The 20,791-nt window shown below is 39.8% G+C and carries 18 protein-coding genes and 1 pseudogene; 13 read left to right on the forward strand and 6 right to left on the reverse strand.

Going from position 1 to position 20,791, the window contains the following annotated elements; all coding sequences use genetic code 11:
- Both ABD873_RS11360 and ABD873_RS11365 read left to right on the forward strand, forming a co-directional pair.
- Nucleotides 1-367: pseudogene (locus ABD873_RS11360) on the forward strand (integrase core domain-containing protein); the annotation flags it as partial.
- 373 nt (nt 368-740) lie between these two features.
- Complete coding sequence (locus ABD873_RS11365) at nt 741-1,613, forward strand: hypothetical protein (protein WP_345068413.1); 873 nt, start codon at nt 741-743, stop codon at nt 1,611-1,613.
- Between the two features lie 394 nt (nt 1,614-2,007).
- Here the strand turns inward: ABD873_RS11365 and ABD873_RS11370 are convergent, their stop codons facing one another.
- A complete protein-coding gene (locus ABD873_RS11370; protein ID WP_345068415.1) occupies nt 2,008-2,142 on the reverse strand; it encodes a hypothetical protein in 135 nt (44 codons plus the stop codon).
- 175 nt (nt 2,143-2,317) lie between these two features.
- On the opposite strand from ABD873_RS11370, the gene ABD873_RS11375 reads away from it, so the two are divergent.
- On the forward strand, nt 2,318-3,442 hold the full coding sequence (locus ABD873_RS11375) for an IS3 family transposase (RefSeq protein ID WP_345068417.1): 1,125 nt from the start codon (nt 2,318-2,320) through the stop codon (nt 3,440-3,442).
- Nucleotides 3,443-3,802: 360 nt separating this feature from the next.
- Here the strand turns inward: ABD873_RS11375 and mobV are convergent, their stop codons facing one another.
- Both mobV and ABD873_RS11385 read right to left on the reverse strand, forming a co-directional pair.
- Nucleotides 3,803-4,240, reverse strand: a complete 438-nt coding sequence (gene mobV / locus ABD873_RS11380) for a MobV family relaxase (RefSeq protein ID WP_345068419.1) — start codon at nt 4,238-4,240, stop codon at nt 3,803-3,805.
- Nucleotides 4,237-4,398 (reverse strand): plasmid recombination protein, encoded by a 162-nt coding sequence (locus tag ABD873_RS11385; RefSeq protein ID WP_345068421.1) that lies wholly within the window; start codon nt 4,396-4,398, stop codon nt 4,237-4,239. The genes mobV and ABD873_RS11385 overlap by 4 nt, the downstream gene beginning before the upstream one ends.
- A gap of 439 nt (nt 4,399-4,837) precedes the next feature.
- Between ABD873_RS11385 and ABD873_RS11390 the strand changes: the two genes are divergently transcribed.
- Nucleotides 4,838-5,677: a hypothetical protein gene (locus ABD873_RS11390; RefSeq protein ID WP_345068423.1), complete on the forward strand. Its 840-nt coding sequence runs from the start codon at nt 4,838-4,840 to the stop codon at nt 5,675-5,677.
- 415 nt (nt 5,678-6,092) lie between these two features.
- Nucleotides 6,093-6,566: a hypothetical protein gene (locus ABD873_RS11395; RefSeq protein WP_345068425.1), complete on the forward strand. Its 474-nt coding sequence runs from the start codon at nt 6,093-6,095 to the stop codon at nt 6,564-6,566.
- 100 nt (nt 6,567-6,666) lie between these two features.
- Here the strand turns inward: ABD873_RS11395 and ABD873_RS11400 are convergent, their stop codons facing one another.
- The 3 genes from ABD873_RS11400 to ABD873_RS11410 all read right to left on the reverse strand — a co-directional run bounded on the left by ABD873_RS11400 (nt 6,667) and on the right by ABD873_RS11410 (nt 11,287).
- On the reverse strand, nt 6,667-7,809 hold the full coding sequence (locus tag ABD873_RS11400; protein ID WP_345068427.1) for an aldose epimerase family protein: 1,143 nt from the start codon (nt 7,807-7,809) through the stop codon (nt 6,667-6,669).
- A gap of 141 nt (nt 7,810-7,950) precedes the next feature.
- Entirely contained in the window at nt 7,951-9,711 is a 1,761-nt protein-coding gene (locus ABD873_RS11405; RefSeq protein WP_345068429.1) for a M14 family metallopeptidase, read from the reverse strand.
- Nucleotides 9,712-9,721: 10 nt separating this feature from the next.
- Nucleotides 9,722-11,287 carry a M14 family metallopeptidase gene (locus tag ABD873_RS11410; RefSeq protein ID WP_345068431.1) on the reverse strand — a complete coding sequence of 522 codons (1,566 nt, stop codon included), beginning with the start codon at nt 11,285-11,287 and terminating at the stop codon, nt 9,722-9,724.
- 280 nt (nt 11,288-11,567) lie between these two features.
- Between ABD873_RS11410 and atpD the strand changes: the two genes are divergently transcribed.
- From atpD to ilvC, 8 genes are all read left to right on the forward strand, one after another.
- Entirely contained in the window at nt 11,568-13,073 is a 1,506-nt protein-coding gene (gene atpD, locus ABD873_RS11415; RefSeq protein WP_039053853.1) for a F0F1 ATP synthase subunit beta, read from the forward strand.
- An 84-nt stretch (nt 13,074-13,157) separates the two neighbouring features.
- Nucleotides 13,158-13,406, forward strand: a complete 249-nt coding sequence (gene atpC / locus ABD873_RS11420; protein ID WP_039053854.1) for an ATP synthase F1 subunit epsilon — start codon at nt 13,158-13,160, stop codon at nt 13,404-13,406.
- A gap of 367 nt (nt 13,407-13,773) precedes the next feature.
- The gene (locus ABD873_RS11425; protein WP_039053855.1) at nt 13,774-14,664 is read left to right on the forward strand and encodes a branched-chain amino acid transaminase; all 891 of its coding nucleotides are present in this window, start codon (nt 13,774-13,776) and stop codon (nt 14,662-14,664) included.
- A complete protein-coding gene (gene ilvD, locus ABD873_RS11430) occupies nt 14,648-16,348 on the forward strand; it encodes a dihydroxy-acid dehydratase (protein ID WP_345068434.1) in 1,701 nt (566 codons plus the stop codon). The genes ABD873_RS11425 and ilvD overlap by 17 nt, the downstream gene beginning before the upstream one ends.
- Nucleotides 16,349-16,420: 72 nt before the next feature.
- Nucleotides 16,421-18,163 carry a biosynthetic-type acetolactate synthase large subunit gene (ilvB, locus tag ABD873_RS11435; RefSeq protein ID WP_345068436.1) on the forward strand — a complete coding sequence of 581 codons (1,743 nt, stop codon included), beginning with the start codon at nt 16,421-16,423 and terminating at the stop codon, nt 18,161-18,163.
- Nucleotide 18,164: 1 nt separating this feature from the next.
- Nucleotides 18,165-18,755 carry an acetolactate synthase small subunit gene (gene ilvN, locus ABD873_RS11440; protein ID WP_345068438.1) on the forward strand — a complete coding sequence of 197 codons (591 nt, stop codon included), beginning with the start codon at nt 18,165-18,167 and terminating at the stop codon, nt 18,753-18,755.
- A 6-nt stretch (nt 18,756-18,761) separates the two neighbouring features.
- Complete coding sequence (locus ABD873_RS11445) at nt 18,762-19,229, forward strand: DinB family protein (protein WP_039053866.1); 468 nt, start codon at nt 18,762-18,764, stop codon at nt 19,227-19,229.
- A gap of 40 nt (nt 19,230-19,269) precedes the next feature.
- The gene (gene ilvC / locus ABD873_RS11450) at nt 19,270-20,751 is read left to right on the forward strand and encodes a ketol-acid reductoisomerase (protein ID WP_039053857.1); all 1,482 of its coding nucleotides are present in this window, start codon (nt 19,270-19,272) and stop codon (nt 20,749-20,751) included.
- Nucleotides 20,752-20,791: the final 40 nt, after the last annotated feature.

Consider the following 20,791-nt stretch of genomic DNA (forward strand, 5'->3'; position numbering starts at 1 on the left):
TGTTTTGGAGGAACTTCGTCTATTAGAGGGCGTAAAGCCGAAAAAGATTCAGGTAGATAACGGATCGGAGTTTATTTCTAAAGAAGTCGACAGGTGGGCGTATGAACATCAGGTTGAACTAATTTTCTCTAGACCGGGAAAACCCACAGATAATCCGTATATTGAGTCCTTCAATGGGAGCTTCCGGGATGAGTGCCTAAACGCACACTGGTTTCTTTCACTAGAAGATGCCAGAGAGAAAATAGAAGTCTGGAGAGAGGAGTACAACACCTTCAGGCCGCATAGTTTTCTGGGAAATCTGACACCTGAAATGTTCATAGAAAAACAGGTGAAAACGGCCGAATTTTCTATTTTAGAAGACTCCTAAATATGGGGAGGGGTCATCCGATTGGAATTTTTTAGTTTTGAATGTAGCTAGCTAAGGGAAGATTACAGATGCATTTGCATAAAGAATTTATACAAATGCATCAAACAGCTTTAAATAATGCTACTCAAAGAAATTGGATTGAAGCAAAGGAAAAGCATTTAGATAATGAATTATAATTGCTTTTAATCATCCTTTTTATACAAAAAAGGATGATTAAATTTTATTAAAGAAGCTATTAACAATAGTTGTCTATAAAAACTAAATAGACTATTATTCTTTAAAAAAGTTATTATCAGAAAAATCAAGTTTGTGTAAATAAAAATAATATTAGAAATATTTTTTTATTTTCGCACAAATAATTTAAATTAATATTATGATAAGAAACATTTTTATGTGTGTTTTTTTTGGAACAGCTCTCTTCTTAAGCGCTTGTAAAAAAGACCTAGTGCAACAGCAAGAAGTTAATAAAATAGATGAAATATCACTTTCATTAGAAAATAGTGATATTTTTATTAACTCATTAGATAGCATAGTTAATAATACAATGGCTATTCTTAATGAAATAAATAAGGTTGGAGGGAAACAATTACTAAAAGAGTATATGATGATTTCTCGCCAAAATCCAAGTTATAATGATTTAAAAGAATTCTATGTAAAAAATAACCTTAATGACACTAAATTATTAGATCTACACACTCGAAATTTAGCAAATGTATTATTCATTATGAGTAATCATAATGAACTTTCTTCTGAAGATGCTAATATACAGTCTGCTGTTTTTTTTAAAATTTCTCAAAATTTACAAACAAATAATCTTAAAAACACTAAACTAAAAAAAGTATCTACTTTACGATATAACCGTTTATCCATTAATAAACTAGCATCTTCAGAAATGCCAGAAGAACCAATCGATCCAGAAGAGCCGCCTATCGATCCTCCTGGGGACATGGATTTAACTTGGCAAGAAGTAGGTGCCTGTGCTTTACAAACTGTAGGAGGAGCTGTTGCTGGTTCTTTTAAACTTTTTAAACAGCTTCATTCTGTTATAACAGGTTATAATTTAGGATGGAGGGGTATTGTTAATGTTTCTCGATCAGCCTTTCAAACTTTTGCAGGAAGTAATGCTCCAGGAATGGCAATTGGATTTGCTTTCTGTATTGCAGAAAAAGTGTTTTTTGATGAGGACGTTCCAGAGCCACCAATAAATATTGATACTATTCAATGGGCTGAAACTGGAGAAGCCTAATTTAATATTATGAGAACAAAACATAGTTTAACAGTCGTTTTTTATACTTGTCTAATTATTGCATTAAGACAAAGTAATAGCTCTTATATTATAATTACATGCTATATACTTTTAATCATTCCTGGATTGGAAATAATTAATTCAATAACCACATTAAATTTAAATAAGTTATCAAAAAAAAATTTCTCTGAACAGAAAATAAAAGCCAGTGTTATATTATTTGAAATTATATTATTTATATTATCCTTATCTTTTATCATTGCAATAAGCTGGTATACTTTTACGTACAAGATAGATTTGAAAATTATTGATTAACAATTTTTATTTTAAGAAAATACTAGATATAGTAAATAAGCATTTAGAATCTTATTTACTATATCTAATTTTATTCCACTCAATAAAGCTTTTTTGCATCTTTTGGATTCTCGCTCATCCATTGTTTTAAATCTGCTTTCCATGCTTTAACTTCTGCCTTTCCTTGAACAGCTGCTGTAATAGTCTTTTTATCTATACTTCTATTTATTTCCAAGAAAATAGTTGTAATTCCTAAAACAATAGCTACAATACCAGCAAGCCAATAAACCTGCTTTGCCGTTTTTATTTTCTGTTCTGTAGTATTCTCTATTTAAGATAAAGCTATTTCTAATGTATCATACTACCCAAATATTGGACAACTGCATAAATGTTTAAATTAGCAGTTGAAAATGAAAAAAGAACGCAGGAAATTCAGTGCAAGCTTTAAGGCGAAGGTAGCCATAGAAGCTATCAAGGAGCAGCAGACCATCCAGGAACTGGCTGTTAAATACGAGTTGCACCCAACACAGATCAACACCTGGAAACGGGAGTTTTTGGATAATGCGGAATCGGTTTTTACCACAGAGAAAAGCCCGATAAAGGATGACACCAAAGAGAAAGAGCTTTATTCCAAGATTGGGGAACTACAGATACAGGTTGATTTCTTAAAAAAAGTATTAAATCCTGCTCAACGTCGAAAAATGGTTGCTGGATTGGTTTCTGATTATCGAATTTCCCTTCGCAGAGCATGCAATGTATCACTGCTGAGTATGTCCGTGTGGTATTATAAAAATGTTCGCAAGAACGATGCTCCACTACGGCAGCGCATACGGAATATTGCGGAGACGCGGGTTCGCTACGGTATCGAGCGGATTGTTGTTTTACTAAAAAGGGAGGGCTGGAAAGACAACCATAAACGTGTTTACCGTATCTACAAAGAAGAGGGCTTGAATCTGCGTGTGAAGCGCCCTAGGCGTTGCCGGGCTGCTTCACACCGCTCCGAGCGGCCTGTTTTTTCCAATTTACATGATTGTTGGAGTATGGATTTTGTTGCAGATGCGCTGTTCGATGGCCGAAAGATCCGTTGCTTAACTATAGTCGATAATTATAGTCGTAAATGCATGGCGATTCAAGTCGGACAGCGTTTAAAAGGGGGCGACGTAGTTGCCGTTTTGGAGGAACTTCGTTTATTGAAAGGTGAAAAGCCGAAAAAGATCCAGGTGGATAACGGATCGGAGTTTATTTCTAAAGAAGTCGACAGGTGGGCTTATGAGCATCAGGTTGAATTAATTTTCTCTAGACCGGGTAAACCCACAGATAATCCGTATATTGAGTCCTTCAATGGGAGCTTCCGGGATGAGTGCCTAAACGCACACTGGTTTCTTTCACTGGAAGATGCCAAAGAGAAAATAGAAGTCTGGAGAGAAGAGTACAACACCTTCAGGCCGCATAGTTTTCTGGGAAATCTGACACCTGAAATGTTCATAGAAAAACAGGTAAAAACAGCCGGTTTTTCTATTTTAGAAGACTCCTAGATATGGGGAGAGGTCATCTGATTGGAATTTTTTAGTTTTGAATGTAGCTAGCTAAGGGAAGATTACATATTCACTTCGTAAGATATATCAGATTGAAGTTTTTTAATTACTTCAGATTGTTTTTCTTTAAAATAAGCCTCATTTCGAATAATCTTTAAATACTCCTTTTGGAGATTTGAATAATTTTCCTGCAGCTTCAAAACTTTAGCTTCTTCTCTCTTTGCCTTTTGTTCGCTGTCAAACTTGTGGTTTTGGGTTAATTTTAAGCCCTCCGTTAAAACTTCTATCTTTTTTAAGGTTCAGTCTCTCTAAAAAATTCAACCGCTCTAAGGGGTTTAAAATTGCTTTTTCAGCTTCAAGCTATTTTCCGATGTACCACCCCTCTGAGGTATGTTTTGCTTTTGAATCTACAATACCTCTTTTTAAGCCGAATTGTTCCATTGCATCAGCATAACGAGTTTGTCTGTCTGAAAGATCGTTGCGATTTCCAAAACGTTCTTTAGCCGATAAACGTCCGTCATCGGTCAAAGGCACAACAACAGCGTGAATGTGTGGGGTTTTCTCATCCAAGTGAAGTGTAAAGCGAACTATATTTTCTTTTCCAAATTCCTTGCAAACAAACTTATAGTTTGCTTTTAGCCAAGCATTGGCTTTTTCGGAATTTTTAAAAATGGCTTTCATCTCCTCGTGACTTCCAGTCATAACCATTGGAATGAATTTGACTGCATCTTTCCGAAGTACTTTTTTTCCTTTGTAGCCCTCTTTGATTCGCTCATTGATTGCATCAGGTAGCTTCATTTTTGAATAAGATTATCAATTAAATCTTTATTCAGATATTCCCTTTCGGGGTCTGCTGATTTGAAAGTCTGTTTTTGGCTTTTATCTCGGTCAATGTGTGCGCCAAGTTTGACCCCTCCTCCACTTCCTTTTGATGCGTGAAAAACTGCGTATCCCATATTTAAGTTTTTTAAAATTGTTTGATTATTTCTCGGATATGTTTTCGAGAGATAAACAAACAATGTCTCTTCTTTTGCCGTTCAAGTTTACGAATGGCAAACATCAAAAATGCGTTAAATCGCTTGCGGTTAGTAGCGTTTTTGGCAAAGTCCGAACAGGACTTTGAAGCCCTCTGCAAGAGCCCACTTTACAGAGCATAGCGAATGTAAAGTCTAATGGGCGAAACCTTATTGAAACAAAGGTTCTAACAAGAGACAAAAAACAACCGACAAAGGTTGTTGATTTCAAGTAAAGTTTTTAACTTTATTTTAAACAAACAAATTCCTTATTCTAAGCTATCTTAATAGTGAAGATTAGGGCATTTTTTATAAAAAATATACTTTTCTTTAATATTAATATTTTTTATACATTCAATTATAAACAATTAATTACATGATTATGAGAAAATCAAGTTTTATTAGAAATTTTTGTTTTATTCTTTTTATTTCATTTGGATTTTCTTTATTTAATTCTTGTGAAAGAAGTGATAAGGATACTATAGAATTGGATAAAAATAATGAATTAGATATATCTGTAAAAAAAGAAAAGGTAGATGTAAAAGTTTTTTCGAATTTACTCTTAGCGATGAATCCTTCGTTAAAAAACCCTATTATAGATGAAGTTCAATTTTTATCAGATGGTGATTTTAAAATAACTTATTTTGATAACGATATTAAAAAGTCATTTTTAGTTCAGAATAATAAAGAAGGTGTTGTACAACTTACTTGTGGGGGTTCTTGTGGGGGAGAGGCATGCGATGAAATGAGGACAACAAAAACGAGTGAGGGCTGGATTACTCAATGTGAAGGATGTCAAAATTGTAGTTTAATTATTACTGAAATAGATCAGCCTAATGCTAAAAATATTATTTCAACTATTACAAATAATACTTCTTCCTTAAAGAATATTGCAAAATTAAGCTACAAAAACACACTTAAAGGAAAAATTGCATCTAGTGAATTGAATAGAAATTTAAATTTAATAGAGGTTTCTTCTATTAAATTTAGTCATTTAGAAGATGGTAATATTTTTGCTTTAGTTGAATATAGTGATTCGTTTGATAATACTTCTACATATGCTTTATTAGATGATGGTAAAACTGTTACAACAATTGATTGTACTGGTTCTTGTGATTGTAAAGAACAATATATTCATTCAACAAAAACAACTCAATGTTCTTGTGACCAATGTAAAATGACAATTACTGTTGAAGAAGTTAATGAAAATCCCAATCCATAATATTAAATATATAAAACAGGAACATATAAATAGCCATTGAATTCGGAATTCAATGGCTATTTATGTTTATTTCTTTTTTCGTGCTAGATTTATAAAAGGTCTTTCGAAGATAAATGCATTTCCTCATTCAACTGTTATGGACTATCATGCATGCTCTACGACAACCTCACCTCATTGAACCTGCGCGTAACATTTTTTCTCCACAATAGGCATAAAAAAGTTGATTTAGCACTATTTTTATAGTAGATTTAAAATGTTTTGTTCACCTTTAAAACCAAACTACAGAAAAAAGGATATGCTTAAAGCTTCATTAACTTCCATTTTATTATTTTTTTGTTTCAACAGTTTTGCGCAACTTACTTTGCAGCAAAAATTACAGACCGATATCCCGTTAAATACTCAATTCCAATTACTTTTGTCACAATCACGAAGTCAAGATGCTGATTTCAAGATCATAAGGAAGTCTAACATTGAAATCATCCAGCGCAATGTCAATGACTCCATAGCTCGTTATACGAAGGAGATTACCGCGCTGAAGAAAAATTCTTCTTCCTCCTCCCAGCAGGTTGAAATCCTGCAGGACTCGGTGAAAGCCTTAAGCCAAAGCCTTGCCGAAGAGCAAAAGAAAACCGACAGCATATCTTTTTTAGGAAATAATTTTAGTAAATCGGCTTACCATACTATGGTGTGGAGCATCATCATTGTTTTGGCTATCCTTTCGTTTGCCCTGCTGACCGTATACCGAAAAGCTAAAGTGGATGCTGTGGAGCATCAAAAGACCGTGGATGAACTACAAAACGAATTCCAAGCTTATAAGAAAAAAGCTATGGAAACCGAACAAAAACTAAAACGACAACTGTTAGACGAACAGCTTAAAAGAGATTCCTAATCTTTCTAGCTTTTGTCCCTGACAATATTAAAATTTAGAACGGCGAAGGAAATGTATTCCTCCGCCGTTTCTTATTGACCTAAATAAAGATAAATCAATATTATTTTACTGCAAATCTATATTCTGTCTTTGAGGCATATTTTTCGCCGGGCTTCAAGACGGTGGATGCAAAATTAGGATGATTGGGTGCATCAGGAAAATGTTGAGTTTCCAGACACAAGGCTGAACGGTATGGGTAAGTCTGTCCCTTTTTACCTTTAGGATCATTTTCCGACATGAAATTACCACTATAAAACTGCAATCCCGGTTCGGTAGTTAAAATGGTCATTTCTATTCCGGTCCGTGGTGCATAAAGTTTGGCCACCTCCGCAAAATTTTCCTTTTTGTTGAGTTCAAAGTTATGGTCATATCCTTTGCCAAAAGCAATCTGAGGATGGTCCTGACCTATGTCCTTGCCTATTTCCTTACTAACACGGAAATCAAAAGGTGTATTCGTCACATCTATCCCTTTTCCTGTCGGGATAAGTTCTGCATCCACTTCGGTTATTTTATCGGCATCTATCCACAGATGGTGATCCAAGATGGTGGAATCCCCTGCTCCATTGAGGTTGAAATAAGCATGGTTTGTCAAATTCAACACGGTTTCCTTATCTGTTTCTGCATCGTAGGTTATCTCTAAACCTCCCTTATCATTCAAGGAGTAGGTTACCTTCATCAACACATTCCCTGGATATCCGGCTTCTCCATCCGGAGAATAGTAAGAGAAAGTAATGGACGTAGAGGAAGCTTGATCTACTTTCCATACCTTATTATATACTCCATTGAAGCCGCCATGCAGAGTATTATTGTTGTCGTTCTTCTCCAAATTATAGGTTGTGTTGTTCAACACGAAGGAGGCCTTACCTATACGGTTGCCATACCTACCGACAATGGCGCCGTAGAAATTTCGGCTGTTCTGGATAAATTCTTCCGCCGTATCATATCCCAGCACCACATCCACGAAAGAGTCTTGCTTATCCTTCACTACTAAAGACACAATCCTAGCTCCGAAATTAGTAAGCTGAACTTTCATGTTGTCATTTACAATTTCATAAAGGGCAACCCTTTGACTGTCCAATTGTGTTGAGAAATGCAACGAATCCACCCCAACTGTCGCAATGGATGTTGTCGTGTCTTCTTTCTTGGCTTGGTGGCATGCGGTGGCAAGAGATACTGCCAGCACCCAAATAATTTTTTTCATCATAACTTAAGTTTATTTTCTTAGTTTTTTCATTCAGATTAATAAATTTACTAATATCATTATAATCCACCTAATTTTATATATCTCAATCACTCATGAAGAATAAAAAAGGATAGCCTATAGCTATCCTTTTACTGATGTTAATTATAATTTACGTTCGAGATAACCACCTTTTTCGCTATCTACTACAATCTTAGCATTTTTGGGATTTCCTTTTACTATCCATTTGACCCGCACTTCGGACATGCCGTCAATGGTAGGAATTTCAATCTGATACGGTTTATATTTTTGCTCGACAGTAACATTGAAATCTTTATCCAGAATACGCATTCCTGTGATGACTTCGGCACCTTCCAAGCGGATATAATCCGGTCGGTTTACCGCATATTTTACATCATGATCAGAATGGGTAGGAATGATTCTGCTATTCCACACGGTAGCTACTACTTCTGTAAGACCATCGTCTAGACTTTTCGTCGACACATCCACAAACTCCAACTTTGGGGTGTGGTAAGCATGAAAGATTGTGAAAGCCGCATTACGATGGGCATCCTCCAACAGAAGGAATCCCGGATGGTTTCGGGTATAATTTTTCTTCGCGCCTCCGATTTCTATTTTTCCGAACTGTGGATGGTCAAATTCTTTCCAAGGTACATAAGCATCACCAAACAGCAACAGTTTGTCAAACTCATAGTATTCATCATTACGTCCAAAACCACTCGAAGGAGATTTCTCATTGAATAGTTTGTAGGTAGTCATGAGCTCGTTTGAGAAGGTATATATACCTCTTGTAAGGGCGAAGAAGTCAATCTCACCGCCGAAAACGGTATACAGATCTTTATGTATTACAATATAATTATATCCCGGAAGCATACGTTCTCCGGTTTTGCCTAAGGCGTCATATACCTGTACGTCTTTTCTTGAATAGTATTTGTCGTCTTGGGCAGCTCCCGGACCTCTAAGAATCATGCCACCATAATTGTGATAAGATTGCGCGCCTGCAATATTTCGGTGTTTATAGAAAAACTCTTTTACTGCTTGCGTTTCCGGCAAAGTTCCAGGGTAATACAAGGCTCCATTTTGCACATAGGTAGGCTGCCAATTCCATCCCCAGTCGCGGTTAGGATCGTATACTCCGGTCTGGTCTTCATTTACCAGCCCGTCGCCATCGTTGTCGATCCCTTCATACCCCAACAGCTCGTATTCACCAACCTCTCCCGGCTTGGCGAGCACCATACGGTTAGGATTGTCTGGATCCACCTTGTAACGACCAGTCTTGGACTTTCGACGCATCATGACTATATGTCCATCACCGTCCAAGTCATCGAACATATCTTCAGCAACCTGTCCATCCCCGTCATTATCAAATGGCCTTCTTCCCGAACGTGAGGAGTGCATGGTATTCGGCTCGTATATAAAGTAATCACGCGAGTCCGGATTGATGGTTGGCGCGATATAGAAAATCTTGTCTTTCAGTAAATCTTGAATAAACTGCACCTGATGGAAGTTTTCTACAAGATACCATGCTGTATACATGGCAATCTCGGATCCTTGCAGCTCATTGGCGTGGATATTGCCATCGATCCACATCGCGGGCTTGCGGTCTGCATTTCCAGAGTTAAAATCCGTGATGGAAAGCACCCAAATATCGCGGCCTTCATAGGACTTACCTATGGATTCATACTTCACTAGGTTAGGATAAGCTTTCTGTAAATCCTTGCAGAATTGCTCTATCTGCTTAGTATCGTGGTAGCGGTTCCAGTTCATCTGCACCTTAGGGTTGGCAGGAGAACCTATTGCCCGCAATCCCGGGATATCGATTTCTTCACCTTTTTTCTGTGCAAAAGCAGTCGAAAAAGAAAGGGAAGTCAAAAGAGCAGCACACAAAATATTTTTGAGTTTCATAAATGTCACTTTAGAATTTTACATCCATTTTAATTTCACCTGCGCTAGGGCAACCGGCAGTGATGGATACGGTACCCTTGCCTTTTATGAGCCACGAGAAAGATAGAGATTGGCCCGCCCCCAAAGAGGAATATAGCTGCAGTCTTTTTCCATTGAGGAATTGTTGGTTTTTCTGAAGCTCACAGACAGTCTTAAACTTAGGTATAAACTTTATCTTGTCCGCTATCTCGGGGTAGCTGGCTGTCTTACCTACGTTGGTCACGGTAAGCTCTACACGATACACATCTCCTCCTAGGGGTGTCACCACGGGCTGCTCGTATACCAGCTGCGGCATGGCATCTATCAGCTTAGAGACAAAGTTTGCATGTAATTTTGCCGGTTCAGACAAAAACTGAACGGGAGGATTGTTTTTAAAGATTTCTACTACGCCACCCACTTCCACTTCTTGATTCGGGAAGTTAGGATGCTGTACTTTGGTCCATGGAAGGATAGCTCCAGCGACATTATTTTTGCTTACCCAATGATAGAACACATCTTCCGGTTTCACCTTCTTCGAAGAATCTTGGGCTACAGGCCACCACAAAGGAGTTGCAAAGCTAAATTTCCCTAGATGATAATAGGCCGTATTGACGAAATTTCCCGGTTTATGCTCCATTCTAGGTGCTTCTCCTAATCCTTTGACAGCCTCCTTATAAAGAGTACTCACGTACTTGGACACCTCAGCATCGCTTTCGCTCCAAGAGCTGATGATTCTTTCTCTAGCCTTTGCTGGATTATATTTTTCAGGTTCCGAAAGGTTGTTGGTCAATCCGAAATGTACTATTCCCCAAATCTGTGGGTTAGCGAAGATGAAATCCACCAGAGCCCTTGTTTCAGGTTCTGAAGCAGCATACTCTCCACTTTCGGATACAAATGCGGGATAGTCGAAGGTAAAGTTTCTGTCTATATTTACTCCCCCTTCCCCATCTTCGCCATATTTACCGTCAAAGTCGGCATCTATACCTTCGGTGAGCAATAGGTATTCACCCTTTTCGCCTTTGCTTCTGTCGGCTTGCACCAGTATATCCTTAAAGGTAGGGTGTACTCTATAGGTTCCGCCGGCTCTTTTGACACGCATCTGAGCTATGACTCCATCACCATTAAGATCTTTGGCAGGATCTTCGTCGACACGTCCGTCTCTGTCATTATCAACAACTCTCGCATTCCCGGACAGCCAGTGACCTGTTTTAGAGTTTCTTTTATAAGCATCAGGATTTACCAGAGGAATAATCCATACCGAACGACCTGACAACAAGCGGTTCAACGAATCAGGAGCCAAAGAAGTCAAGCGGTCTACCACCTCTAGACTGCCCACCACTCCTGCAGGATGCTTGCCATCAATACCTGCCACCACTAATAAGGTAGGTTTAGCCTTCTTGTCCTGTTCTATTTTGATGACAGGAATGTTTTCACCCCCAAAGCTTTTACCCACAGATTCTACAGCCACGTTTTTCTTTCCTTTCAGCTGGTTGATTCTGTTAAGCAAAGCATCATAGGACGGATAATTAAACTGGGCAAAGCTCCAGTAGGGAGCCATAGCGCAAAAAATCAAAAAAAACTTCCTCATTTTAAATTGAAATGAAAGTATAATTGGTTGTTATGTTTTTCTTGTATAAAGATAAATATATGTTCAAATCAAGGAAGTAACATATATAATACAATTCAAAAGAAGGGCTTTGGAACGAAATAAGACAAAAATAAAATTATTCTTATAATCGTTTTGGTTTTCAACAGATATACATTATTTTTGCAGTCCGAAAAGTAAGCTATAGAAGTAGCTTATAATAAATTGATTAATAAATTTTAGTCCCTATAATATGCCCAATATTGGTAAAATAGCGCAGATTATCGGCCCAGTGGTTGACGTCACCTTTGCCGACAATGAAAATCTTCCTAAGATTTACGATGCATTGTACATTCAGAAAGAAAATGGTCAACGTATCGTTTTAGAAGTACAACAACACTTAGGTGAGGATCGTGTTCGTACTATTGCAATGGATGCTACAGAAGGTTTAGTACGTGGCATGGAAGTAGTTGACACTGGCGCTCCTATCAAAATGCCTGTTGGCGAAGAGATCAAAGGTCGTGTATTCAACGTAGTTGGAGATCCTATTGATGGTATTCGCGAATTGGACAAAGCTAATGGACGTCCTATCCACAACACACCTCCAAAATTCGAAGATTTATCTACAGAAACAGAAGTACTTTATACAGGTATCAAGGTTATCGACTTGTTAGAGCCTTATGCCAAAGGTGGTAAAATCGGTTTGTTTGGTGGTGCCGGTGTAGGTAAAACCGTATTGATCCAAGAGCTTATCAACAATATCGCTAAAGGACACGGTGGTCTTTCAGTATTCGCCGGTGTAGGTGAGCGTACTCGTGAAGGTAACGACTTGTTGCGTGAGATGTTGGAGTCAGGTATCATCAAATATGGCGAAGAGTTCATGGAAGACATGGAAAAAGGTCAATGGCCTTTGAACAAAGTTGACTATGAATTGATGAAAGACTCTAAATGTACTTTCGTGTTCGGTCAGATGAATGAACCTCCAGGTGCTCGTGCACGTGTAGCCTTGTCAGGACTTACTATCGCCGAGTACTTCCGTGACGGCGATGGAGAAGGTAAAGGTCGTGACGTGTTATTCTTCATCGACAACATTTTCCGTTTCACACAAGCTGGTTCTGAGGTATCCGCTCTATTAGGACGTATGCCTTCAGCAGTAGGTTACCAACCGACTTTGGCAACAGAGATGGGTTTGATGCAAGAGCGTATCACTTCAACTAAAAACGGATCTATCACTTCTGTACAGGCCGTATACGTTCCTGCCGATGACTTGACTGACCCTGCTCCTGCGACAACTTTCGCTCACTTGGATGCAACAACAGTATTGTCACGTAAAATTGCTGAGTTAGGTATCTATCCAGCGGTAGACCCTCTAGATTCTACCTCTCGTATCCTTACTCCTGCAGTTCTTGGTGAAGAACACTACAATACAGCTCAACGCGTAAAAGAAATCTTACAACGCTATAAAGAGCTTCAAGATATCATCGCTATCTTGGGTATGGATGAGTTATCCGATGAAGATAAACTTATCGTACACCGCGCTCGTCGTGTTCAACGTTTCTTATCTCAACCTTTCCACGTAGCAGAACAATTTACAGGTCTGAAAGGTGTGTTCGTAGACATCAAAGACACTATCAAAGGTTTCAACATGATCTTAGATGGTGAAGTAGATGAATACCCTGAAGCAGCTTTCAACTTAGTAGGTACTATTGAAGAAGCTATAGAAAGAGGTAAGAAATTATTAGCAGAAGCAGCAGTTTAATTATAGGTATTGAGTACTGAGTATAGGGTAATGAGATTTTCTCTACTCAGTACTCAATACTCCATACTCAATACTATATATAGCATGAAATTACAAGTAATAACTCCAGACAAATTAGCATACGAAGGCGAGGTAACAGCCGTGACTGTCCCTGGCTCTGCAGGATCTTTTCAGATTTTGAAAGATCACGCTGCTATTGTCTCTACCTTAGAAGACGGAAAAGTCATTATCAAAAGCGGTAATGGCGAAGAGGTCATTAACATTAAAGGTGGTGTGGTTGAAGTTAAGGACAACAATATCATCGTTTTGGCCGAAGGAATAGTACAAGGATAATAACATTAAAAACATGATAGAATAGCCCTTAAAACTTCAGGTTTTAAGGGCTATTTTTTTTACAACTTTTTCACCGTATAAGTCCATTTTGCGAAGATTTTTGCAGAAATTTTCATTTTTCTCCAAAAACCAAAAATAAACCAATTTTAATTTTAGTTTAGTCTTGAAAAAATATAATTTTATCATCACCAGAAAAACAAACAATAAATATCTAATTACAACAAAATCACCAAATAAAAAACTTTTTTAAAATACTCTTTTTGTCTATTGTATAGAATTTTTTTTCATCTTAACTTGAGCTAGCATCTAATTCGGAGATTGTACACATGCTTTGGGGAGAGACTTGTACAGATTAAATTTTAAGGTTATGCAATACTATAATCAGAACACAAAAATCTTTCTAAACGGCGAATTTGTCCACGCAAAATCGGCCGGCATAGATTTGTTCGGACAGTCGTTGCATTATGGCTATGGTGCATTCGAAGGATTACGCGCTTACAACACCCATAATGGAACTCGAATCTTCAAAGCTGAAGAACACTTCGAACGATTAAAAAAATCCTGTGAGTCTATCGGTCTACCCTATCGTTGGAACAATCGATATCTCATCGAACAGTGTTATGAGCTTTTGGAGCTGAACAACCTACGCGCAGCTTATATAAGACCGCTTGTGTTTTCTGGTTCAAATATGCATTTGACCTCTTCGGAAGATGCAAATATCATGTTGGCTGCTTGGGAGTGGGGACCTTACTTGGGTCAAAACTTGTTGCGTGTCAACATTTCTTCTTACGAAAGACCCAATCCAAAATCTTTCCATATCGACGCAAAGATCTCAGGACAATATATCAACTCTATTCTGGCGAGTACTGAGGCTATACGTAAAGGATTCGACGAGGCACTTCTCTTGGATCAGGACGGCTATGTAGCACAAGCGTCAAGTGAAAATTTATTTATTGAAAAAGACTATAAAATCTACACACCGCCATTAGAGAATGTTTTCCCGGGCATTACACGTCAAACAGTCATCGATATCTGTAAAGAATTAGGCATCGATATCATCGAAAAGAAACTTACAGTACAAGATGTATACACTGCAGATAATGCTTTTCTCTGTGGTACCGCCGCCGAAATTATAGGCATCAAACAGGTAGACGATATAGTATATAAAGAAGAATGGGAATATAGTATCGGAGCTACTATTCAGATAAAATATAAAAACTTAGTATTAGAGCAAGAGAATTATGAAGTCATCATCTGATAACGCAAAAGGATTAAACAAATACAGCCGAATATTTACGCAAGATGAAACGCAACCTGCTGCCAAAGCGATGTTGTATGGTATCGGTCTTACCGACGCCGACATGCACAAAGCACAAGTAGGTATTGCCAGCATGGGATACGATGGAAACACCTGTAACATGCACCTAAACGATTTGGCCCAAGTGGTCAAGAAAGGTGTGTGGGCAAACGACTTGGTAGGACTTACCTTCGGTACTATCGGTGTGAGCGATGGCATGAGTAATGGAACGGATGGTATGCGCTACTCTTTGGTATCTCGCGATGTTATCGCCGATAGTATAGAAACCATCTGCGGCGGTCAATATTATGATGCTGTAGTTGCAATCCCTGGATGTGACAAAAACATGCCTGGCGCTATCATGGCTATGGCCCGATTGAATCGTCCTTCCATTATGGTGTACGGAGGTACCATCGCTCCCGGACATTATAAAGGACAGGAGCTGAACATCGTTTCGGCATTTGAAGCGCTAGGGCAAAGACTTTGCGGCAACCTTTCGGATGAGGATTACGAAGGTATTATCAAACACACCTGTCCCGGACCTGGAGCCTGTGGCGGTATGTATACGGCAAACACCATGGCCTCCGCCATCGAAGCTTTAGGGATGAGCTTACCTTACTCCTCCTCAAATCCTGCCGTATCAAAAGAAAAAGAAAAAGAGTGTCTTGAAGTAGGAAAATATATCCGCCTTCTATTAGAAAAAGACATTAAGCCTTCAGATATCATGACGCGCAAGGCTTTCGAAAATGCCATGCGTCTGATTATCGTTTTAGGAGGTAGTACCAATGCAGTATTGCATTTCATCGCTATAGGCAAGGCTGCCGGCGTAGACATCACACAGGATGACTTCCAACGCATGTCGGATCAGACTCCCGTACTGGCAGACTTCAAACCTTCCGGCAAATATCTGATGCAAGACCTACATCAATATGGCGGTACCCCTGCCGTGATGCGATACCTGCTAGATGAAGGTTTATTGCATGGAGACTGTTTGACTGTAACAGGAAAAACCGTTGCCGAAAACCTAGCCAACGTAAAGTCTATCATGGAGTATGACCAACCGATCATAAAGCCATTGGACAAGCCTATCAAGCCTACAGGTCACCTTCAGATATTATACGGTAACCTTGCTGAAAAAGGCTCTGTAGCCAAAATATCGGGCAAAGAAGGGGAACGCTTTGAAGGACCAGCGCGCGTATTCGACGGCGAACATGACTTCGTGGAAGGCGTTACCTCCGGACGTATCAAAAAAGGCGACGTGGTCGTTATCAAAAACGAGGGACCGGTTGGAGCTCCCGGCATGCCGGAAATGTTGAAGCCAACCTCCTTAATCATCGGAGCAGGTCTAGGCAATTCCGTAGCTCTTATTACCGATGGGCGCTTCTCGGGAGGAACGCACGGCTTCGTAGTAGGACATATCACTCCGGAAGCCTATAAAGGAGGGCTTATCGGTCTGGTAGAAGACGACGATATCATCGAAATTGACGCGGTGAATAATACCATTACTCTGAAAGTCGATGAAAATGTCATCGCCCAACGTCGCGCCAAATGGCAACAACCTGCTCTCAAAGTGACAAAAGGCGTGCTTTATAAATACGCCAAAACCGTATCAGATGCATCGGAAGGCTGCGTTACAGACCTTTAATAAATAAGACACTAAAAAAGAAGAGGTAAGAAACCAGCTTGTTGAGTTTTACTTTTAACAAAATACTACAAAATGAATACACTGGAGAAAACAGAAACAAAGCAATCACAAACTATTGCAGCCAACACACAGATTTCAGGCTCGCAAGCGGTATTGGAAGCTTTGATTCATGAAGGAGTAGATACCGTATTTGGTTATCCAGGTGGCGCTATCATGCCTATCTACGACGCATTGTATGACTACAACGACAAGATCAAACATATTCTGGTCCGCCACGAACAAGGTGGAATACATGCAGCTCAAGGGTATGCACGTACTTCTGGACGTGTAGGTGTGGCTTTTGCTACTTCAGGACCGGGTGCCACCAATTTGGTGACAGGTTTAGCAGATGCCATGATCGACAGCAACCCTATAGTGTGCATCACAGGACAGGTGTTTGCTTCCCTGCTAGGTACGGATGCGTTCCAAGAAACGGACGTAGTCAACATCACAAGCCCTATTACCAAATGGAATTATCAGGTAACGGATGCTACAGAAATACCAGCTGTATTAGCAAAGGCTTTTTATATTGCCCGTACAGGCCGTCCGGGTCCCGTATTGATTGACATTACCAAAAACGCACAATTACAGTTATTCGACTACAAAGGTTATACGCTTTGTGATCACATCCGCAGTTATCGACCTAAACCTATTGTGCGTAAAGAATATATAGAAGCTGCGGCAGATGTTATAAACGCCGCAGAACGCCCTTTCGTATTGTTCGGTCAAGGGGTAATCTTAGGGAAAGCCGAACAGGAATTTAAAGAATTCATCGAAAAAGGAGGCTTCCCTGCTGCTGCTACGGTCATGGGTTTAGGCGCTTTGCCAACAGACCACCCACAGCATGTGGGGATGTTGGGAATGCATGGCAACTATGCTCCTAACGTTCTGACCAACAAATGTGATGTGTTGATCGCTGTGGGTATGCGCTTCGACGACCGCGTCACAGGACGTCTGGATAAATACGCCAAACAGGCGAAGGTTATTCACCTAGACATAGACCCAGCAGAAATCGACAAAAACGTAAAAACTACCGTTCCGGTATGGGGAGACTGTAAAGAAACTCTCCCTATGTTGACCGAACTTATCAAGAAAGGCAACTACGACAAATGGTTACAAGAGTTCAGAACTCTGGAGCAAGAAGAAGTTAAAGAAGTTATACACGATGAGCTTCACCCTAAAGGAGACATTATGACCATGGGAGAGGTAGTACGTGTGCTGAACGAACTTAATGGAGGCGATGCCGTCATAGTAACAGACGTAGGCCAGCATCAGATGGTAACTTGCCGCTACGCCAAGTTCAACCAATCTAAATCCAACGTCACTTCCGGTGGATTGGGTACCATGGGCTTCGGTCTTCCAGCAGCAATAGGTGCTTGGTACGGCACACCTCATCGTGATGTCATCGCCATCATCGGAGATGGAGGCTTCCAGATGACCATCCAAGAATTAGGAACCATCATGCAGTTTGGCGCCAAAGTGAAAATATTAATCCTGAACAACCAGTTCTTGGGTATGGTACGTCAATGGCAACAGCTGTTCCACGACAAACGTTACTCCTTTGTGAACATAACCAGCCCGGACTTCGTCACCGTGGCCAAAGGGTATGGCATCCAAGGGCAAAAGATTTCAGAACGCAAAGACCTTAAAGAGGCCTTGCAAACTATGTTGAACCACGATGGAGCATACCTACTAGAAGTAATGGTGGGAAAAGAAAACAACGTATTCCCGATGGTTGCACAAGGTACTTCTGTATCAGAAATTAGATTGAAATAAAATGGAAAAGCAAGAATTTACCATTACGATATACACAGAAAACGCCGTAGGGATGATCGGCCGTATTTCTAATATCTTCTCACGTCGCAAGATCAATATAGAAAGTCTGAACACCTCTCCTTCAGAGGTTGAAGGCATACACCGCTTCACGATCTTGATTACCGAGTCGGAAGATGTAGTACGTAAACTCTGTCGTCAGATCGAAAAACAGGTGGAAGTGCTTAAAGCATATTTCAATACCAATGACGAACTGATATGGCAGGAACAGGCTTTGTATAAGGTTCCTACCCAAGTGGTAAACGAAAAAGTGTATGTAGAACGTCTATTGCGCCAATACGGTGCCAATGTGGTGGTAATCCGTCCGGACTATATCGTTTTCGAAACAGCCGGTCACCGCGAAGAAATCGACAAACTAACTCAAGAGCTCACAAAATACGGCTTGATAGAGTTCGTACGCGGAGCACGTATCGCCATCATCAAGGCTAGCGCCGGCTTCCACGAAAAACTAAAACAGTTTGAAAAAGAAGAACCGGCACCGGAAATAGTGGAAAACGAATACTTGGATCAACAGGACAAAGTGTTTACGATGTAATTGGAAATGGAGCAGGTTTTTAAATTTATACGTAATACACGTCAAGCTTTCATAGAACTTCTGGATGGCCTGACCCTAGAACAGATTAACCAGATTCCGGAGGGATTCAACAACAATATCATCTGGAATTTCGGACATATTGTGGTAGCCACTCAAGCCCTTTGTTATGTACGCTCGGGCATCCTTCCCGATGCCAGTTCTATAAAATACGTACAATCCTACGTCAAAGGGTCTAAGCCTACCTATTTTGTGTCACAAGAAGAGGTGGATGAGCTGAAAAGATTGGCGATACAGACTATCGATCAGATCGAACAAGACTACAAAGCCGGAAAGTTCAGCAACATAACTCCTTTTGCTACTGACACTTACAAAGAAACATTGCCTAGCATAGAAGATGTTATCACACTCACTGCGGGTCACGACAACCTTCATTATGGCTATGCAATAGCACAAAGAAGATTAATCAACAAATAAATTAATTAACGAAAAGACATAGATTAAAAATAGTACTACAATGGCAAATTATTTTAACACATTACCTCTTAGAGAGCAATTGAAACAATTAGGCATGGCCGAATTCATGGATTCTTCCGAATTCGCCGATGGTGTTAATGCTTTAAAAGGTAAGAAAATCGTAATCGTAGGTGCTGGTGCTCAAGGGTTAAACCAAGGGTTAAACCTAAGAGATAGCGGTTTGGACGTTTCTTACGCATTACGTAAAGAAGCTATTGAACAAAAAAGAGACTCTTGGAAAAATGCTACCGATAATAACTTTAAGGTAGGCACATATGAGGAAATGATTCCTTCAGCGGACTTGGTAATCAACCTAACTCCGGATAAACAACATACATCGGTAATCAATGCCGTGATGCCATTAATGAAACAAGGTGCTGCCTTATCATACTCTCACGGTTTCAACATCGTAGAGGAAGGTATGCAAATCCGTAAGGATATTACCGTAATCATGGTAGCTCCTAAATGTCCGGGCTCTGAAGTGCGTGCCGAGTATTTGAGAGGATTCGGTGTTCCTACCTTGATCGCCGTACACCCTGAAAACGACCCGGAAGGCAAAGGATGGGCTTACGCTAAAGCTTACTGCGTAGGTATCGGTGGTCACCGTGCGGGCGTATTAAAATCCTCTTTCGTAGCTGAAGTGAAATCTGACTTGATGGGTGAACAAACTATCCTTTGTGGCTTGTTGCAGACAGCTTCTATCCTTTCTTTCGACAAGATGGTTGAAAAAGGTATTGAACCTGGTTATGCCGCTAAACTCGTGCAATACGGTGTAGAAGTGATCACTGAAGCTTTGAAACACGGAGGTATCACGGGCATGATGGACCGCTTGAGCAACCCAGCAAAAATCAAAGCTTTCGAATTGTCGGAAGAGTTGAAACAAATCATGCGTCCTTTGTTCCAAAAACACCAAGACGACATCATGTCTGGTGAGTTCTCCAGAACAATGATGGAAGACTGGGCAAATGGTGACGCTAAATTATTGAAATGGAGAGCAGAAACTGCAGAAACAGCTTTCGAAAAAACTCCAGCTGCAGATGTTCACATCAGCGAACAAGAATATTTTGACAAATATTTGTTGATGGTAGCCTTCATCCGTGCTGGTGTGGAGTTGGCTTTCGAAACTATGGTAGAAGCGGGCATAAAACCTGAATCGGCATACTATGAATCATTACACGAAACTCCTCTTATTGCCAACACTATCGCTCGTAAGAAACTTTATGAAATGAACCGCGTGATTTCAGATACCGCAGAATATGGCTGCTACCTGTTTGATCAAGCTTGTAAGCCTCTATTGGCTGACTTCATGAAGAAAATCGACACCGACGTGTTAGGCAAAAACTTCAATGAAGGTAAAGACGGCTCCGTAGACAACATCCAGCTCATCCAGGTGAACGACATCATCCGCAACCACCCTGTAGAAATCGTAGGTCGTAAGTTGCGTAAAGCGATGACTGCCATGAAAGCGATAAAAACAGTTTAATATTTTGTAATTTTGAATAGAATTTGAGGGATATGGTCTT

Source organism: Sphingobacterium thermophilum (assembly GCF_039541675.1).
GTDB classification, from domain to species: Bacteria; Bacteroidota; Bacteroidia; order Sphingobacteriales; family Sphingobacteriaceae; genus Sphingobacterium; species Sphingobacterium thermophilum.

Coding starts and splice junctions, on each gene's coding strand:
- atpD (WP_039053853.1), top strand. CDS start 11,568: ATGCCCAATATTGGTAAAATAGCGCAGATTATCGGCCCAGTGGTTGAC.
- ilvB (WP_345068436.1), top strand. CDS start 16,421: ATGAATACACTGGAGAAAACAGAAACAAAGCAATCACAAACTATTGCA.
- ABD873_RS11375 (WP_345068417.1), top strand. CDS start 2,318: ATGAAAAAAGAACGCAGGAAATTCAGTGCAAGCTTTAAGGCGAAGGTA.
- ilvD (WP_345068434.1), top strand. CDS start 14,648: ATGAAGTCATCATCTGATAACGCAAAAGGATTAAACAAATACAGCCGA.
- mobV (WP_345068419.1), bottom strand. CDS start 4,240: ATGAAGCTACCTGATGCAATCAATGAGCGAATCAAAGAGGGCTACAAA.
- atpC (WP_039053854.1), top strand. CDS start 13,158: ATGAAATTACAAGTAATAACTCCAGACAAATTAGCATACGAAGGCGAG.
- ilvC (WP_039053857.1), top strand. CDS start 19,270: ATGGCAAATTATTTTAACACATTACCTCTTAGAGAGCAATTGAAACAA.
- ABD873_RS11410 (WP_345068431.1), bottom strand. CDS start 11,287: ATGGCTCCCTACTGGAGCTTTGCCCAGTTTAATTATCCGTCCTATGAT.
- ABD873_RS11400 (WP_345068427.1), bottom strand. CDS start 7,809: ATGATGAAAAAAATTATTTGGGTGCTGGCAGTATCTCTTGCCACCGCA.
- ilvN (WP_345068438.1), top strand. CDS start 18,165: ATGGAAAAGCAAGAATTTACCATTACGATATACACAGAAAACGCCGTA.
- ABD873_RS11385 (WP_345068421.1), bottom strand. CDS start 4,398: ATGGGATACGCAGTTTTTCACGCATCAAAAGGAAGTGGAGGAGGGGTC.
- ABD873_RS11390 (WP_345068423.1), top strand. CDS start 4,838: ATGAGAAAATCAAGTTTTATTAGAAATTTTTGTTTTATTCTTTTTATT.
- ABD873_RS11405 (WP_345068429.1), bottom strand. CDS start 9,711: ATGAAACTCAAAAATATTTTGTGTGCTGCTCTTTTGACTTCCCTTTCT.
- ABD873_RS11445 (WP_039053866.1), top strand. CDS start 18,762: ATGGAGCAGGTTTTTAAATTTATACGTAATACACGTCAAGCTTTCATA.
- ABD873_RS11425 (WP_039053855.1), top strand. CDS start 13,774: ATGCAATACTATAATCAGAACACAAAAATCTTTCTAAACGGCGAATTT.
- ABD873_RS11365 (WP_345068413.1), top strand. CDS start 741: ATGATAAGAAACATTTTTATGTGTGTTTTTTTTGGAACAGCTCTCTTC.